The organism is Alteromonas sp. V450, assembly GCF_001885075.1.
Taxonomy (GTDB): domain Bacteria; phylum Pseudomonadota; class Gammaproteobacteria; order Enterobacterales; family Alteromonadaceae; genus Alteromonas.
Window position 1 is genome coordinate 3,741,207 of the sequence record NZ_MODU01000004.1, and the last position, 16,570, is coordinate 3,757,776.

Annotated in this window: 17 protein-coding genes; 3 read left to right on the plus strand and 14 right to left on the minus strand. The window is 43.2% G+C overall.

The features are described 5' to 3' along the window. Nucleotides 1–10 precede the first annotated feature (10 nt). From BK026_RS16425 to rpe, 5 genes are all read right to left on the minus strand, one after another. Nucleotides 11–1,219 (minus strand): aspartate aminotransferase family protein, encoded by a 1,209-nt coding sequence (locus BK026_RS16425; RefSeq protein ID WP_071816804.1) that lies wholly within the window; start codon nucleotides 1,217–1,219, stop codon nucleotides 11–13. A 387-nt stretch (nucleotides 1,220–1,606) separates the two neighbouring features. Then, nucleotides 1,607–2,773: an HDOD domain-containing protein gene (locus BK026_RS16430; RefSeq protein WP_071817729.1), complete on the minus strand. Its 1,167-nt coding sequence runs from the start codon at nucleotides 2,771–2,773 to the stop codon at nucleotides 1,607–1,609. A 245-nt stretch (nucleotides 2,774–3,018) separates the two neighbouring features. Then, nucleotides 3,019–3,603 carry an aminodeoxychorismate/anthranilate synthase component II gene (locus BK026_RS16435; RefSeq protein WP_071816805.1) on the minus strand — a complete coding sequence of 195 codons (585 nt, stop codon included), beginning with the start codon at nucleotides 3,601–3,603 and terminating at the stop codon, nucleotides 3,019–3,021. A 55-nt stretch (nucleotides 3,604–3,658) separates the two neighbouring features. Next, a complete protein-coding gene (gene trpS / locus BK026_RS16440; protein ID WP_071816806.1) occupies nucleotides 3,659–4,666 on the minus strand; it encodes a tryptophan--tRNA ligase in 1,008 nt (335 codons plus the stop codon). Nucleotides 4,667–4,705: 39 nt separating this feature from the next. Then, on the minus strand, nucleotides 4,706–5,383 hold the full coding sequence (gene rpe, locus BK026_RS16445) for a ribulose-phosphate 3-epimerase (RefSeq protein ID WP_071816807.1): 678 nt from the start codon (nucleotides 5,381–5,383) through the stop codon (nucleotides 4,706–4,708). A 381-nt stretch (nucleotides 5,384–5,764) separates the two neighbouring features. Here rpe and BK026_RS16455 point away from each other — a divergent pair, with 381 nt between their 5' ends. From BK026_RS16455 to BK026_RS16465, 3 genes are all read left to right on the plus strand, one after another. Then, on the plus strand, nucleotides 5,765–6,493 hold the full coding sequence (locus tag BK026_RS16455) for a TorF family putative porin (protein ID WP_071817730.1): 729 nt from the start codon (nucleotides 5,765–5,767) through the stop codon (nucleotides 6,491–6,493). Nucleotides 6,494–6,734: 241 nt separating this feature from the next. Further along, the gene (locus tag BK026_RS16460) at nucleotides 6,735–7,043 is read left to right on the plus strand and encodes a hypothetical protein (protein WP_071816809.1); all 309 of its coding nucleotides are present in this window, start codon (nucleotides 6,735–6,737) and stop codon (nucleotides 7,041–7,043) included. An 8-nt stretch (nucleotides 7,044–7,051) separates the two neighbouring features. After that, entirely contained in the window at nucleotides 7,052–7,252 is a 201-nt protein-coding gene (locus BK026_RS16465; RefSeq protein WP_071816810.1) for a DUF2970 domain-containing protein, read from the plus strand. Here BK026_RS16465 and BK026_RS16470 read toward each other — a convergent pair. The 9 genes from BK026_RS16470 to pilM all read right to left on the minus strand — a co-directional run bounded on the left by BK026_RS16470 (nucleotide 7,236) and on the right by pilM (nucleotide 16,428). Then, nucleotides 7,236–8,141 carry a Dam family site-specific DNA-(adenine-N6)-methyltransferase gene (locus BK026_RS16470; protein WP_071816811.1) on the minus strand — a complete coding sequence of 302 codons (906 nt, stop codon included), beginning with the start codon at nucleotides 8,139–8,141 and terminating at the stop codon, nucleotides 7,236–7,238. The two genes, BK026_RS16465 and BK026_RS16470, sit on opposite strands and share 17 nt — an antisense overlap. A 296-nt stretch (nucleotides 8,142–8,437) precedes the next feature. Next, nucleotides 8,438–9,868 (minus strand): SPOR domain-containing protein, encoded by a 1,431-nt coding sequence (locus BK026_RS16475; protein ID WP_071816812.1) that lies wholly within the window; start codon nucleotides 9,866–9,868, stop codon nucleotides 8,438–8,440. A gap of 125 nt (nucleotides 9,869–9,993) precedes the next feature. Then, nucleotides 9,994–11,061 carry a 3-dehydroquinate synthase gene (gene aroB / locus BK026_RS16480; protein ID WP_071816813.1) on the minus strand — a complete coding sequence of 356 codons (1,068 nt, stop codon included), beginning with the start codon at nucleotides 11,059–11,061 and terminating at the stop codon, nucleotides 9,994–9,996. Nucleotides 11,062–11,091: 30 nt separating this feature from the next. Then, nucleotides 11,092–11,607, minus strand: coding sequence for a shikimate kinase AroK (aroK, locus tag BK026_RS16485; protein WP_071816814.1), 516 nt, complete (start codon nucleotides 11,605–11,607; stop codon nucleotides 11,092–11,094). A gap of 271 nt (nucleotides 11,608–11,878) precedes the next feature. Then, a complete protein-coding gene (locus BK026_RS16490; RefSeq protein ID WP_071816815.1) occupies nucleotides 11,879–13,654 on the minus strand; it encodes a type IV pilus secretin PilQ in 1,776 nt (591 codons plus the stop codon). A gap of 2 nt (nucleotides 13,655–13,656) precedes the next feature. Beyond that, nucleotides 13,657–14,184, minus strand: coding sequence for a pilus assembly protein PilP (locus tag BK026_RS16495; protein ID WP_071816816.1), 528 nt, complete (start codon nucleotides 14,182–14,184; stop codon nucleotides 13,657–13,659). Then, the gene (locus tag BK026_RS16500) at nucleotides 14,184–14,792 is read right to left on the minus strand and encodes a type 4a pilus biogenesis protein PilO (RefSeq protein ID WP_071816817.1); all 609 of its coding nucleotides are present in this window, start codon (nucleotides 14,790–14,792) and stop codon (nucleotides 14,184–14,186) included. Before BK026_RS16500 ends, BK026_RS16495 begins: the two co-directional genes overlap by 1 nt. 5 nt (nucleotides 14,793–14,797) lie before the next feature. Next, nucleotides 14,798–15,373 (minus strand): PilN domain-containing protein, encoded by a 576-nt coding sequence (locus BK026_RS16505; protein WP_071816818.1) that lies wholly within the window; start codon nucleotides 15,371–15,373, stop codon nucleotides 14,798–14,800. Further along, nucleotides 15,361–16,428 (minus strand): type IV pilus assembly protein PilM, encoded by a 1,068-nt coding sequence (gene pilM, locus BK026_RS16510; protein WP_071816819.1) that lies wholly within the window; start codon nucleotides 16,426–16,428, stop codon nucleotides 15,361–15,363. The genes BK026_RS16505 and pilM overlap by 13 nt, the downstream gene beginning before the upstream one ends. Nucleotides 16,429–16,570: the final 142 nt, after the last annotated feature.

The following is a 16,570-nucleotide window of genomic DNA, read 5'->3' on the forward strand; positions in this document are numbered from 1 at the left end:
CGTTGTGTAGTTATTCGGCGTTTACAACGGCAGCAACGGCACGTTCAAAACGGGCCAGACCTTCTCTGATATCTTCATCAGGAATAACCAGCGACGGTGCAAAACGAATTACATTCATGCCGGCTACTAAGCACATAAGATGCTCGTTAGTTGCCGCCATCATAAAGTCGCGAGCGCGACCCTGGTATTTCTCGTTAAGTGCGCAACCAAGCAGCATGCCTTGACCGCGAACCTCGTCAAAAACGTTGTACTTTTCGTTAATCGCACCTAGTAATTCACGGAAAAGCGCTTCCTTCTTAAGGACACCTTCCATAACTTCTGGCTGATTCACAATATCAAGTGCTTTCTCAGCCACCGCACACGCGAGCGGGTTTCCGCCGTAAGTACTACCGTGCGTTCCCGCTTTTAAGTGCGCCGCGATTTCAGTAGTTGTTAGCATTGCACCAATTGGAAAGCCGCCTCCGAGTGACTTCGCTGTGGTAAGGATGTCAGGAGTAACACCTAAGCCCATGTATGCGTATAGGTGCCCCGTGCGTCCAACACCTGATTGCACTTCATCAAAAATTAAAAGCGCGTTATGTTTATCGCACAGTTCACGAACACCTTTTACAAAATCTGCATCAGGTGGAATGATCCCGCCTTCACCTTGAAGCGGTTCCATCATTACCGCACACGTTTTGTCAGATATCATTGCTTCAAATGCCGCAAGGTCATTGTAATCACAGTGCGACACGGCGCCTGGTTTCGGCCCGAAACCGTCAGAATAAGCGGCTTGACCACCGACTGTAACGGTGAAAAACGTACGCCCGTGAAAACCTTTATTAAAGGCTATAATTTGGTTCTTGTCTTCGCCATGCTTGTCCAGTGCCCAACGACGCGCAAGCTTCAAAGCTGCTTCGTTTGCTTCTGCCCCTGAGTTTGCGAAATACACCTTGTCTGCAAATGTCGCATCGGCTAATTTTTTAGCTAAGCGAAGGGCTGGCTCATTTGTAAAAACATTACTCAAATGCCACAACTTACTGCCTTGCTCATTAAGAGCTTTCACAAGTTCTGGATGGCAATGACCCAGCACATTTACTGCAATACCGCCTGCAAAATCGATGTACTCAGCACCGTCTTGGTCCCAAACGCGAGAACCTTCACCTCGAACAGGTACCATTCCCGCTGGGTTATAGTTCGGAACCATTACATCATCAAATGTAGCGCGAGTTACGTTCATCTTTGTTACCTCTGCGTTGGGGCGCCAGACACCAATTGTGTCATAATTTCTGTTCCGCTAGACCTAGCAAAAAACGTGTTTGCTACAGCGACATTGGCGCGTAAAAACTAATCGTATGTGACACGTATTATGCCATTTTATTTAACATTTGTCTTGTGTGAGAAAGGCTGAAGCCCTTTATTTATAAGGACTGTGGCTTAATTTGCAGGAAAAGTGAATAACTATTAAACGCTGAGCTATAACGTTTTGCGATAAACCATAAATTAAGCAAAATGTGAGCGCTCAAGTGCTATTGTTAGTTTTTTTAACACGCTCTACAGGTGCGAAATGCAAGTCACTTCACCCGCTGTTTAGGCTCTACGACTTGCATGATTATCCAATAAAAATTTAACGTTCTGCGTCGTTTTTTACGAGGGGCAGGTTAAAAATATCAATGGTTTTAAGCCTTTCTAGAGCGCCCGTGGGGTATTTCTGCTCAGCTAAAATAGGTTTAACGTCTATGATTTCGACAAGCTTTTGCTGGTGGAGCATACGAACCTGAGTATAGGTTCTTGCTTGATGCAAAAGCTTACAAAGTGTGCCTATTTTTGCGGGTATTTTATCGGCACAAGTGCGCATGGACAGCGCGATACGAAGTCGCTTTAGCTGCATATGTTCAAAAAGGTCTGCAGTGATTGAATCGGCAAATTCTTGCTGTAACGCAATAAGATGATTAGCCGATGGCGTTATTTTCAGCAAAGCTTCATGTCGCTTTTGCTCTCCATCTTTTTGGCATTCTTTAAGTAAATGAAGCTGGATTTTATCGAAAAGCTTGAAGTAAAGGCGGGTTACCACGCATCTGCCTAGATTGCTTAATAGAGCTAAGGTAAAAGCTTCATTTTTATTGAGGCCATTTAAGGTAGCAAGATGTTTTGCTGTTACCGCAACACCTGTTGAATAGGGAAGCAGTTTTTGTTTTATCAATGGGTATGGATCGGTAACTTGTGGTATTGAACGCTTAACAATGATAGAGGGAATAAGCATACGCATGTTCTCAACACCTAAAAAACTTAGTGCAGTGCGTAGTGTTTCGACAACGATAATCCTCCCTCGAGAGTCTTTGCGACGAAATGCAGGGCTATTAACTATTGCGATAAGCTCATCGTAAAGCCACGGTAGAGATGCGACAATAGGTTCAAGTTTAGACACCGAGCACGCCTTAACTGAAAGCGCATCTAATAGTGTACCGATGTTTTCGTTCAAGTTGAGAACATCAGAGAAAATTTCTGGGGTATCACCTAAATGCTCTACGAGTTCACCCATTAAAATTTCGTGTAGTTGGTGATTCACCGTTTCTAAATAGGATGCTTCGCTTTTTTGCTGTAAACGTTTGTTTTCTATCGCTACTTTTTCTACATGCAAAAGCGTGCGTCGAGCATCGCCTTGCTCTGATTGCTCGAAGCTAATCTGGCCAGCCCGACGCTTTCCCAACATAGCGAGTACGCGATCTGGCGAGATAAGAAGATTCTCAAATCGATCATCGAATGTTGGCGGTGTAGATACACCCATTGTCATATTGAGTTTGCTCCTGCGTAAATCAGTGCTGCTGTTAACCTTATAGCTTAGCATTGCGTGCCTTTTTTAATCTGAAGTTGTAACACTTTCAAGTCCGCTAGCGCTCTTTTTGGCGTTAGCGATTAGCACTATAAGTTGTAAAGCACCCCGTGGATAAAACGGAGTGGCGCGTGTGCCGATCTTGATTCTAAAAATCTATCGGCCGGTTGCTGCATTCCTTGAACGCACGATAACGTCTTTCCATATTATCTACTAACGCCGTGTAAAAACGATTCCAGCACGTCGTGACCATACTCAGTGAGCAACGATTCAGGATGATATTGAACGCCCCAAATCGGGTACTTTTTGTGAGATATAGCCATAATTTCTCGCACGCCCTGTTCTGTTGTGCACCAAGCATCAACCGCAAGTGTGTCGGGAAGGGAATCAGGCTCTAGTACAAGAGAATGGTATCGCGTGACGTTAAAAGTGGTAGGCAGTTCACGAAATAGCCCTGTGTTGAGATGCTGAATTCGTGAAACTTTTCCGTGCTTGATTTCTTGTGCGTTTACTACTTGCGCGCCAAAAACCTGTCCTATTGCTTGATGTCCCAAACACACCCCAAGAATAGGTAGCTTACCTGCAAAATGACGGATTGCAGCAAGGCTTATACCTGCTTGGTCTGGTGTGCACGGGCCTGGTGATATGACCAAATGTGTTGGCGACAAGCTTTCGATAGTAGCTAAATCAATGGCATTATTTCTAACAACCTCAACGTTAACCTCAAGTTCCGTAAAGTACCGAGCAAGATTGTGAGTGAATGAATCATAGTTATCAATTAACAGCAGCACAGCAACTTGGTTCCTCGGTTCCCTATCTTTGAGCGTTTCGGGTAAATATATCTACTTAAGGTTTTGGAATAAAACCAACGGCACGATAAGCTTTTGCCAGCGTTTGCGCTGCGCGCGCAGAGGCTTTCTCTGCGCCTTGACGCATTACTTGATCAAGATAAGCGCGGTCGTTTCTAAACTCAGCATAACGCTGTTGTATTGGCTCCAATAGCGCTACAACGGCATCGGCAACATCTCCTTTGAGATGACCGTACATCTTGTCAACGTACTCAGGCTCGAGCTCTTTCACAGATTTTCCGGTAGATAAGGAGAGAAGTGTAAGCAGGTTAGACACGCCTGGTTTCTCTGCTGGGTTATAATAGATGTTTGCCTGCTCATCGGAGTCAGTTACTGCACGCTTAATCTTTTTCGCTAGCTTTTTAGGATCTTCCAGTAATCCAATAAAGTTGTTTGGATTTACATCAGATTTTGACATTTTTTTCTCGGGCTCTTGGAGGCTCATGATGCGCGCGCCAAAGTCAGGAATATAAGGTTCGGGTAAGCGAAAAACATCGCCGTATAGGTTATTTACTCGTGTAGCGATATCACGCGTAAGTTCTAGGTGTTGCTTTTGGTCTTCACCAACAGGTACTTTATCGGCCTGATACAACAAAATGTCCGCTGCTTGTAAAACAGGATAACTATACAAGCCAACATTGATATTGTTTTCGTTCTTAGCTGACTTGTCTTTAAACTGGGTCATCCTGTTGAGTTCGCCCATTTGTGCGTAACAGTTGAGTACCCACGACAATTGCGCATGCTCAGGAACGTGAGATTGAAGAAATAGTGTACTTTTTTGCGGGTCGATACCACACGCGAGATAAAGCGCGAGTCCATCTAAGCACGCTTCGGCTAATGCGGTTGGATCTTGTCGCACCGTAATCGCGTGCAAATCTACAATCATATATAAACAGTCATGATCTTCCTGCATGGAAACCCACTGTTTAAGCGCACCCATATAGTTGCCAAGGGTAAGTTGTCCAGAAGGCTGACAGCCACTTAATACAACGGGTTTGTTACTCATTTTGATTTACCTGTAATTCAATTTTAAAAAAAATATCGATTATGCTTGAGAAATTGATGCTAATTCAGCGCGCATTTGTTGAATCACTTCAGCGTAATCGTCTTTAGAGAATATCGCAGACCCAGCGACAAACATATCTGCGCCTGCCTGCGCGATATCGCGAATATTATCCACTTTAACGCCACCGTCAATTTCTATCCTAATATCAAAGCCACTTTCAGCAACGCGTTGTTTAACTGCTCTGACTTTGTCGAGTGTCGAAGGAATAAAAGCTTGGCCTCCAAACCCTGGATTTACCGACATAATAAGTATGTGATGTAGCTTGTCCATTACATGGTCAAGATAGTGAAGCGGTGTGGCTGGGTTAAAAACTAAGCCTGGCTTGCAGCCGGAATCGATAATCAATTGTAAAGAGCGATCGATGTGTTCAGATGCTTCTGGGTGAAAGCTGATGAAACTCGCGCCTGCCTTTGCGAACTTTTCAATAAGGTCGTCTACCGGTTTTACCATTAAGTGAACATCAATGGGCGCTTTTACGCCGTAGTTCCGCAGTGCCTCACATATCATGGGACCGAAAGTAAGGTTAGGAACATAATGGTTATCCATTACGTCAAAATGAACAATGTCGGCACCTGCTTTTAACACGTTTTCGACATCTTCACCTAAACGTGCAAAGTCTGCAGACAGTATTGATGGTGCTATCAGAAACGGTTTCATTTCAAATTCCTCAAATGGTATTTAGCATTGCTACACAAGGGCAATGCACGAAGAGTGCGAAAGTTTACCCAAATATGAGAATGTTTACTATGCAAAGGGACAATCAACAGGCTCTTAACTCTACAACCCTCTTTTTCCTTGCCCCATAATGGTGAGTGCGCGTCAACATGGTGCATTTTTATGCTAAAAAACTGATTATAAATTTGTGTGGTTGTGGGCTTTATAAAATTAAAGCCTTTATTTTTCAGTATTTTAATTTTAATTTCTGCATATTTTTTACTGAACCATATATGGGCATCATCTTTGCGTTGTCTAGCTCAAAAATAAAAACAGACAGAAAAACGAATTATAACAAGTTTGAATTTTGACTGGAGAACACACATGAAAACATCTACAAAAAGAACTTTACTTGCCGCTGCTATATCTTCAGCGTGTTTGCTGACTGCTATGCCAACTTATGCAGAAGGTTCGTTTAGTGCCAACGCGAGTGCTACTAGCAACTACATTTGGCGTGGTTTGACACAGACAGAAAACGAAGCAGCAGTACAAGGTGGTATCGATTATTCACACGAGAGTGGTTTTTATGCAGGTACTTGGGCATCAAACGTAAACTATGGCGCAGGTGACCCTTACTCATACGAGCATGATATGTACTTCGGCTTTGCTGGAGAGGCGGACGGCATCTCTTATGACTTCGGTTACCTTTACTACAACTACGATGATGCAGCAAACTTCGATTTTGCAGAAGTATACGGTTCAGTAGGTATGGGCGGTTTAAGTTTAACGGTTTATTTACTAGCTCATACCGAGGCCGATGAAGGCGACGAACAGGACTTTGGTTTTGCCCAAGCATCTTACACGTCACTAGATTATAGCTTTGAAGTGCTAAACGGTACCGAACTTGGTCTACATGTTGGCTATCACGAAGGCGACTTTGCTGAAGCATTTAACGGTGTAGAAGGTTATGTTGACTACGGTATCTCAATTGCTAAAGATGGCTTTAGTTTCGCAATCACGGGCACCGACCTAGACGACGCGGGAGATGACGACGCGTTTGACAATGACGCAATTAAATTTACAGTGGCTTATTCAGTAGATTTTGAGCTTTAAGTTATTGAAATAACGATTTAAATTATGAGACGTTTAATCGCCATCTCATGATTTAATGACGAAAAGGCCATCCGTTTCTGACGCGTTTACTTCGTGGAGGAAAGTTGGCCTTTTTTCTTTATTTACAACAATATATGTTAAATAAATATCACTTGTGACAAGCGCTGAAACAATTTTCTTGTCTGGTAAGATGTTTTGTTTATAATAAGGTTAAAAATTAAACGAGAAAAGGGCATTCAAGATGAAAGTGATTCCACTTTTAGCCGTTATTGTTGCGGTAATAACAGGTAGTTTCGCCATATCATCACACTCTGAATCTCGTTCGTCAGTTTGTGAATTCCAGCCGGTTGCTGAGTTTAATCCAAAATTACCAGCTAGCCACATTCAAAACCAATGCGCTCGTTATCATGACGGCGTCACCGAAGTGAGTTGGTTTTCATGGTTTGCCGGTAAATCCTCTTCTTTTCAATTCCATTTCTTAGATTTACTCGAGTTGCTCCACAATGACGAGGGCAACAGGGATTTCGGCACATCGCCTAACGACGCTTAGGGTACGCAATGCAACCCGGCACGGGCTTTTGGTCAGTATTGCGCAGCGTAATTGCTAGTCTTTTTGGCGTGCAAAGCCATAAAAATTATGAGCGAGACTTTACCAAGGGAAGTTTCATCAGTTTTGCGGTTATCGGAGTGATTTTAGTTGCCACGTTTGTAATTTTGCTGTTTTCTTTTGTGAAGTGGTACGTTACGGCTGCTGGTTAGACGAAGGAACAACGGACGTAAACTGTAGTGTATTGCGCGTGCGCTTTCGTTTTTTTGGCAGTACCTTAGCTGGAGGGAAATAAGCCAATATCTCTGATGCAGGTTGTCTTTTAGCGCCGTTTTGGCTGATAGAGCGCTTTACTGAAAGCATACTAAAATCCGCACCCTTATAAAGTGTTCGGGTAAGTGGTAAATCGTGGTTAGATATAAGCACAGGTATGCCACGTTTTTTTGAAGTAATCGCGGCTAACTCAGCGAGCCGCTCCTGAGAGTCTTGACCAAAGCTCTTCGAGGCATAGCTGGTAAATGCTGCTGTTTTGCTAATGGGCGCGTATGGGGGATCACAATAAATCACGTTACCACGTCGAGCTCTAGTAAAGACTTGCTCAAAGGGCAGGCATGTAAAGGTCGCCTTCTGTGACTTTTCAGAAAAAATAAACATCTCATTTTCAGGGAAATATGGCTTTTTATATCGTCCGAACGGTACATTAAATCGTCCTTGCAGGCTATATCTGCAAAGCCCGTTGTAGCCATGACGATTTAAATATAAAAATAGAATCGCCCTGTAATACTCATCTTTTGTTTGGTTGAATTCTTCCCGCAGTGCGTAATACATCGCTTCTTGATTCCGTTCAGCACAAAAAAACGCTCTTGCGTCATTAATCAATGCATCTGGTTGAGCTTTCAAGAAGTTATATAGATTTATAAGATCAGGATTAATATCGTTTAACAGATAGCGTTTATACTGTGTGTTTAAAAAAACAGAACCTGCACCAACGAAAGGCTCAATAAGTTTGTTGGCCTGAGGTAATCTGGCTTGAATATGTTCAACCAAGCTGTATTTGCCACCGGCCCACTTCAAAAATGCCCGGTTTTTCTTTTGCATCATGCTTAAACGTTACTACCTACTGGGAATGAAGACGGTGGTTACTCCTAACGTCGCCATTCTAGGCACTGCTGGGGAAGGGGTACCTTGAAGTTAACGATACAATTCAAAGCGTCACCACACTAAACGTAGATTGTAACTTTCATCGGTAAGCTGAACAACCAACAAGTGAAGTTAGATAATAAAATTGTACAGAGAGACTCACTATTTACGCGTATTGTGTCTTGAGCGTATTGATTTTTACTATGCTCTTTGTTCCGCTCAGCTTCTTTAAATTACTAAACCACGCTTAGGGCCTTTTAGCTTTCAAGCCTACTTAGTTCTGCGATAATTTGTTTGCCACTCTTAATGAATACGGCACTTTTGCCAGGAAAGTCTGGTAAAGATTTAATCGCAGCTCGTGCGTCAGCGCTACTTTTGAAGGTCTGATTGTACACAACGACATACCATTGCCCACCATAGCGCTCAGTTTCATATATACGCGTTGAAAGCGTTAAGTTATGGTCATTCAAGTATTGGGTGAGTACCGCTTTATTTTTCATGGCGATTAATTGAATTGTAAACTCTTGCGCATTAATCCAATTTTGTTCAGTAGAAGGCGGCGGGACGCTTTCATTTTCGCTGTCAAACGTATCAACGTTATTTGTTTTTTCGGTATTGCTCTGAGCTAAAGAGTTAACCTCTGAATCTAAAAGTGGCTTTTGCGCTATAGGTTGAGTTTCGCTATTTACGTTGTTAGCTGGTAAAGCAGATATAGCTGATTGCCAGTCCGTCACTAATGCACCTGATGTATTATTCTGTGTCGATTCGTCTTGCACTGCGATGCTGGTGTCGTCAGACTGAACTATTGATGTAGACGGTTCCTTATAATCTTGGACAATTTCTATGTTGCTGAGTAGCGAGCGTTGTCGTGACTGATTTTCCGGCAAACCCTCAGTGTCATTAGCCACGCTTTCATAGGCAGAGCCCGGAACCAGCAAATCTTCAGAAGGCGTTGCGTTGGTTACCTCTAAAGGTTGGAATAAAGGCGATAGCCTATCGCCATATTGCCAGTAAATAAGACCAGCAAAGGTAGAGATAAAAACGAGTGCTACCAAGACATACAACGATCTGCTTTTTAGTAAGTTTCTTGATGAAGTCCCACTGTTTAGCTTTCTTTTATCAAGATGTGCTTGAAATGCTTCTCGGCGAGACGCGATCATTTTATCTAAGTCGGACTGGATGACTGGCGCAGCATTCATTACAGACTGACTGCTTATAATAAGTGGGGTTTCTGTATTTTTGGCCGGTAGCCACTGCTTGGCGTTTTCGGCCCAAGCGGTGTTAGCAAAAAGCAAAACATTGAGGTGCTGTTTATTTCCCGCGAACCGACTTTGAAGAACAAGATCCCATAGTTCCTGCAGGATGATATCTGGCAAGTTGTGCGCTTGTGTTATAGCAATAAGAATTGGCCCGTTGTGGTTGTTCAGTTCACTGAGCAGTTCGTTTAAAGGACGAACGAAGCTTCCGACCACTTGTCCGAGCAACTGTCTGCAAAGCTGGCGACGGTAGTCTGACAGATCCATCTCATCTTGCGCTGCTACATAGGCAATTTCGGTGTCATCATGCTGCTGAAAAACGAACGCTTCGAGTGTTTTTTGTTGTTCAGCTATTGAATCTCCACTGACAAAAATCAGTTGAGAAGAATAATTTACCAGATATTCTAAACGTTCATGCAGTTCGTTGCGCACTATAGCCGCCCTATTTACCAGCCTCAGAGAAGATAAAATTAGCCTACCGGTTGAATTGGCTAACGGTCATCATCTATTTTCTGTTGATTTTGCTCTACAGATGAAGCATTAAGCGGGTAAAAAACTCAGGAGAGTATGTGCGTCAGTATGTCGTCAGTTACTTCTTTAGTAACGACAGCGCTTCCAATACCCTGTGGAATAACAAAGCGAATACTGCCTGCTTCCACCTTTTTGTCTCGCTTCATATGCTTAACATAATCGTCTTTGCTCATCGAAGATGGCCCTTCGATAGGTAAGTCAAATGCTTCACATAGCTGAGTAACACGACGGGTTTCCGACGCTGATTGCCACGCTAGTGCTTCTGCTACTTTACAAGCAATTATAGTACCAGCTGCAACAGCTTCACCATGTAGCCAATTGCCATATCCCTGCTCGGCTTCAATGGCATGGCCAAATGTATGACCGAGATTTAGAATTGCGCGCAAACCGCCTTCACGTTCATCCTTCGCTACTACTTCGGCTTTAATTTCACAGCATCGAAAGATTGTTTGAGACAGAACGTGCTCATCTAAAGACTTCAATGCGGTTACGTTTCGTTCAAGCCATGTGAAAAACGTCTCGTCATAAATAACGCCATATTTGATGACTTCTGCCATCCCAGCAGCGAATTCGCGAGAAGGAAGCGAAGAGAGCGACTTGGTATCTATTGCCACATACACAGGCTGATAGAAAGCGCCTATCATATTCTTGCCAAGCGGGTGGTTTACAGCCGTTTTTCCACCTACAGATGAGTCCACTTGAGATAGTAGTGTGGTAGGCACCTGAATGAATGGTACACCGCGTTGATATGTTGATGCGACAAATCCTGTTAGGTCTCCAATGACGCCTCCACCCAAAGCAATGAGTGTTGTATCTCGTGCAGCGTTTAGCTCCAACAATCGCGTCATTACAACTTCAAATTGTTCAAGATTTTTGTACTGTTCGCCATCAGGTAGGATGATTGACTCAACGTGAACGTTACCACAAGCCGCAATGGCTGTTTCTAGGTAAAGTGGAGCAACGGTTTCGTTTGTGACTATAACCGCAAGCGGCCCCTTGATATAGGGCTTGAAAAGGCCAGCTTGCGACAGCAAGCCAGGTTCGATATCAATAGGGTAGCTACGGTCTCCAAGATCCACGGTTAAGGTTGACATGGGCGCAGCTACTCCTGTTGATTGATGGATTTATAAACCGATTTTACTGATTATTTGACTTGCCACTGCTCTTGCAGATTGGTCGTCTGTGTCAACAACATAGTCAGCAACTTCTTCGTAAAGAGGATTGCGCATTTCAGCAAGCTCTCTAAGTACTTTTTCCGGGTCTTCATTTTGCAGTAAAGGACGGCGTTTATCGCGTTGTGTACGAGCCACTTGCTTGTCGATCGTTGTTTGCAAATAAACCACGATACCTCGTGCAGATAGACGATTACGTACAGCCTTAGTTACAATCGAGCCACCACCTGTTGCAAGCACAATTCCCTGTTTATCGGTCAGGTCATTAATGACTTGCTCTTCGCGTTTACGGAAACCATCTTCCCCTTCCAGATCAAAGATCCAGGCGATATCAGCTCCTGTGCGGCGCTCTATTTCCTGATCAGAGTCAAAAAAGTCTAAGTGAAGTTCGTCTGCCAGATGTCTACCGATGGTACTTTTGCCAGCACCCATTGGGCCAACTAAAAAGATATTACGTTTTTCAGCCATATTTGCTTATATCACAACTTAATCATGTTAGGGGCAGTGCACTGTTGCCTTACCAGCCTACCCATTGACTCGTGCCTATTTAGTGTCCAATAAGCACCACTCCTTTAACCTCGCTAAAATTTCGAGGCGGGGATTATCTCAGTTTCATATAAGGCGTTGCAAGTCTTGTAACCAACAAATAGCCGATCCCTTCAAATTTAGTTACAAAATTATCAGCAAGAATAAAAAAAACGCGCATAAATGCGCGTTTTTTGTCAGTTTTAAAAACCAATTAAAGTTTTTCTGTCACTATCTTAGGCGTAACGAATATAAGTAGTTCTCTTTTTTCCTGTAGTTGAGACGTGTTTCTAAACAACGCGCCTACCACTGGAAGGTCTCCAAATAATGGTACTTTAGATACACCATCAGAACTCGTTTGTTGGAATATGCCTCCCAATACGATAGTTGCCCCGTTTTCAACCAGAACTTGCGTTTTGATCTCTTGGGTATCAATCGCAACGGCTTCACCTGTTGATGTGCTTACAGTTTCACCCCGCGTATCCTGCGTAACGATTAAGTCTAAAATTATGCGGTTATCAGGCGTTATGTGTGGCGTCACTTTCAGTGAAAGAACGGCTTTTTTGAACGTAACAGCAGTAGCACCACTTGATGCTGCTTGTACGAAAGGAATTTCCGTACCTTGTTCAATGTAAGCTTCGTGTTGGTTGGCCACAGTAATACGTGGACTGGCAATAATTTCACCTTTGTTCTCTGCTTCAAGCGCGGATAATTCTAAATCTAAAATGGTACCGTCAATCAAGCTAGCAAGTTGAAATCCAATGGTACCGGCTGCGCCAGATACCGGTAGGTTTACATTTAAGCGCTGGTCGATTGGTGGCACTACCCCACCGGCAATGGTGTTCGCTCCTTCAATTGTACCTGAAACACCGTTGTCATTTTGGCGGTCACTAAAGCCCCAACGAATACCAAGTTGCTCGTCAACATTGTCAAGGACAGTTACCATACGACTTTCAATAAGGACTTGTTTGACAGGGATATCAAGCACCTTAATCATTTTACGCGCTTCGTCTATCGACGCCAGTGTGTCTCGTATGATTAACGTATTTGTTCTCTCATCTACGGTTACACCGCCTCGGTCAGACAAGATACCGCCTTCAGGTGATTTTAGAATAGCGGCAAGTGACGAAGCCTTGGCATAATTAACCGCAATATCAACAGTTTGAAGGGGAGCTAACTCAGAAACTTGCTGTTGTGATTGTAAAGCTTGAGCCTCACGCGCTGATAATTCTTCAGCGGGTGCAATCAGCAAAATATTACCTTCTAGTCGCTTATCGAGGCCTTTGACCCTAAGGATCATATCAAGCGCTTGGTCCCAAGGTACGCCGGTTAGGCTAATCGTTACGTTGCCTGACACTGTATCTGTGGTCACTAGGTTAAAGCCGTTTACCTGTGCGATTAGCTGAAGTACCTGTCGTACAGGTACGTCTTGAAAGTCTAATGCAATAGGTTCACCGGTGTAGCGTTTTTCATTTTCGATAGACTCTTGCTGTTGCTCAGTCATAGGTTTTACTTGTAAGCGCAAAACATTATCTACAATGGATTTTTCTACTACGACTCTACCTGAGTAATTTACTTCTACTCGTGCATCCGTCTTTTTCTGAAAGGTCTCTATTGTTGAGACAACCGTTCCAAAATTAGCAACATTAAGTTCGACGAGTTGGTCCTCTGCTAACTGCGTGTCCTCAATCGTGGCGACAAGCTTTCCCTGAGACTCGATCATCTGGACTTTCGGAGGCGCTCCTTCAAAAGTAATGAGTGTTACGGCTGTGTCTTTGCCAGCGAGCGTGAAATCGATATTCGTAATGGTCGACATGATAGGCTGCATCACTGCACTTTTCTCTGGATCGACCAACGTAGCTTCCTGCTCTTGTGCCTTCAATGGTGATGCCATGACGGCAACAGACAAGACGGTGGTAGCGGCAGCAAGCCAATACCATTTTGGCACTTTACGATTCAGAGATTTGTTAAATATGTATCGTTCAGCCATGTTTACTCTCCCGCCTTAGATGCTGTATTCATTGTTGTTGTTTTCCTTTGCCAGCAGCCTGCACCATCTGGTAATAATTGCCTTATAGTAATTGAATCTGTATTAACCTGCGTAATAGTTCCATAAAACACGCCAATTCTGCTCCCTGTTTTGGCCTTGTGTAAAATCCCGTCGTTGCTTTGAATCAACGCCCACTTTTGGCCTTTAATTTCTATATTACCCATCAATTCTAACGCATCTAATCCATAAGCCTCTAATGGCTCTTTTGCTCTTTCAAAATTTGGCTCAGAGCAATTCTCTATCCGAGGCTTTTTCAAAGGCGCTGCTGCACCTTCAGGAAATTTAAACGGGCTTTTAATATTGCTCGCAGTATACGCAAAAGGAGGCTGAGCTTTAAACTCTTCGTATGGCTCGATTTGCGGCTGCGCACGACTTTTTACATCCTGCGTGTAAGCTTGTAAATCATCTAGCTGCGGTGTGCAACCAGCTACTACGATAAGTGAGATTAGAGAAAGTGACTGACGTATCATTAGTTACCCTCCGTTAGAATAGAGGTATTTTCAGAACGATACGTTTTCGCTTGTAGCCTAAGCGATAACTCTCCGTTTGAACGCTCAATTTCGAAGTCATGGAGTGTAACGATTCGAGGCAAAGCCGCGATTTTAGAAGTAAACTCACCAAAGCTGTGATAGCCCCCACTTACTTCCATCTGAATAGGTAGTTCAGTGTAGAACTCTTTGGGAATTTCTTTTTCCCAATTGAGTAGCCTGAATGTTAATCCCGCTGAAGTCCCTACGTAGGTGATATCGTCTAGCAGGCCTGGCGTTTCATTGCTTGTAGGCAAGCTTCTTAACATCGATGAAAAGTCTTTCTTAATTTGCTCGAGTTGCTCTTCATAGGCTTTAAGGTTTGCTGCAATTCGATACTTTGCCTCAAACTGCAATTTAAGATCGCCTTCCTTCTTTTGAACAGATTCAAGTACCGGTAGTTTCGGATTAACTAAGCTGTAGTAACTCAACGCGCCCACAACAATTGATACAAAAATAGCCACAACAATACGAATTTCGTTTGGCCAAATTGCAATCTGTTCGAAGTCTAATTCATTTAATTCTTTTAGTTTTGTTACATCAAATTTCATAGCGCCTAGACTCCATTACCAGGCTCATTAACAGGAGCAATATTGGGGTTGATAGAAAACGTCAGTGTGAAGCTACTAATTGCTATTGCGTTCGTGTTATCCGATTTTATTGTAGATAACTCAGCGGCGACAAACGTATCAGAATCTTCCAGCGCACGCATAAAGTCGGACAGTCTGTTATTAGAGTCGCTCGTACCGTCAATGCTAATGCGGTTGCCTGTTCGACGCATACTTTCGAATGTTACTCCTGCTGGAACGATAGACGCCAGTCTATCAAAAACGATCGGTGCTACGTTTCTATTGGCCTGAAGTTGTTCTATCAATGACATCCGTTGTTCGAGAGCATTCTTACTCTCTTTAATCTTTTTGATTTCGCCAATTTCAGCATCTAACGCTGCAATCTGCTCTTCAAGGAACTTATTACGTGAGTTTTGGTTTTCAATTTGCTGAGTAAAAGCCTGCGCAATAAACCAAAATACAAGTCCTACAATCACAGCTAGAGCAACTAAGCCCAATAGGTACTGTTTCTTCTGATGTTGACGTTGTTGTTCACGCCAAGGTAAGAGATTTATATGTGCCATGGTATAAAACTCCTGCTTGCTAACCCTGCGGCTATTGTTAGCTGCGGCGCAATCTTATTTAGCTTAGCTACGTCAAGCTTAGGGTTGATTGACATTCCTCTAAACGGATTGAAACTGGTGACGTTCAACCCTAAGTCCTGGTTAAGAATATCAACGAGGGGGGCAATGTTTGCAGCACCACCACTTAGCAATATCTCGGTAGGGCGGTCGGCGTGTGTTGTACTCATGTACATCTGTAATGCTCTATTAATGCTTTGCTGGAGATTAGAGGCAAACATTGGAAGCGTATCTTCCACCCAATTACCTGGCAGCGTCCCTTCCATTAACTGACGTTCAGCAGTCTCACGCTCTATCATGTGAATGGCACTGATATCGCTGACCAGATTATTCAGTCCGAAAGAATGTTCTTTGGTGTAAATGGTATCGCCATTTTTTACAACACAAATCTGAAGCAGCGACGCACCAACGTTGATACAACAAACTGGCTTATCTTTGTCGCTATTTGAATGGAAAAAGTCAATGGAATTACCTAACGCATAGTTTTCCATGTCAACGATTTTGGGTTCAAAATTCGCCTCCCTTGTTAATAGCAAGCGACTATCGACAAGATCTTTATGTGCTGCTGTGAGCAACACGTTCATTTTGCCTGTATGCGTTTTGCTGGGGCCCAACTTTTCGAAGTCTAAATACACTTCTTCAATTGGATAAGGGATCAAGCTATCCGCTTCTATTTCAATCTGACTTTCCAGATCGTAGTCGTTTGGCTCGGGATCCATATATACTATTTTGCTTATTACTGAAGTCCCTGCTACAGCAATGTTTGCAAGCTTTGTTTTCGTTTTCAGTGCTTTGCGTATTTTTTTCAAAGCGACACTAATTGACTCGTAGTCTTTGATGTCACGCTCTGAAAATGCAATCTTACTAATCGGTTCACAGGCATACCCCTGAAGTACGAACCCATCCTTAGTTTGCTCTAGCCACACCGCTTTTATTTGACGCGTGCCTATATCTAAGCCCACAATGGGCGGCAGCTTTTTCTTAAACAGCGATTTCATTTGCTATTGTCCAGTTTCAAAGGTAGTTGCTCTAAAGTACAATGTTACTGTAATACGTTTATGCGTATGGTTCTATAGATAACACATACGTATAAAAAATGAGATAAATCATACGTATAAATTTTACATCAAATCAACAATT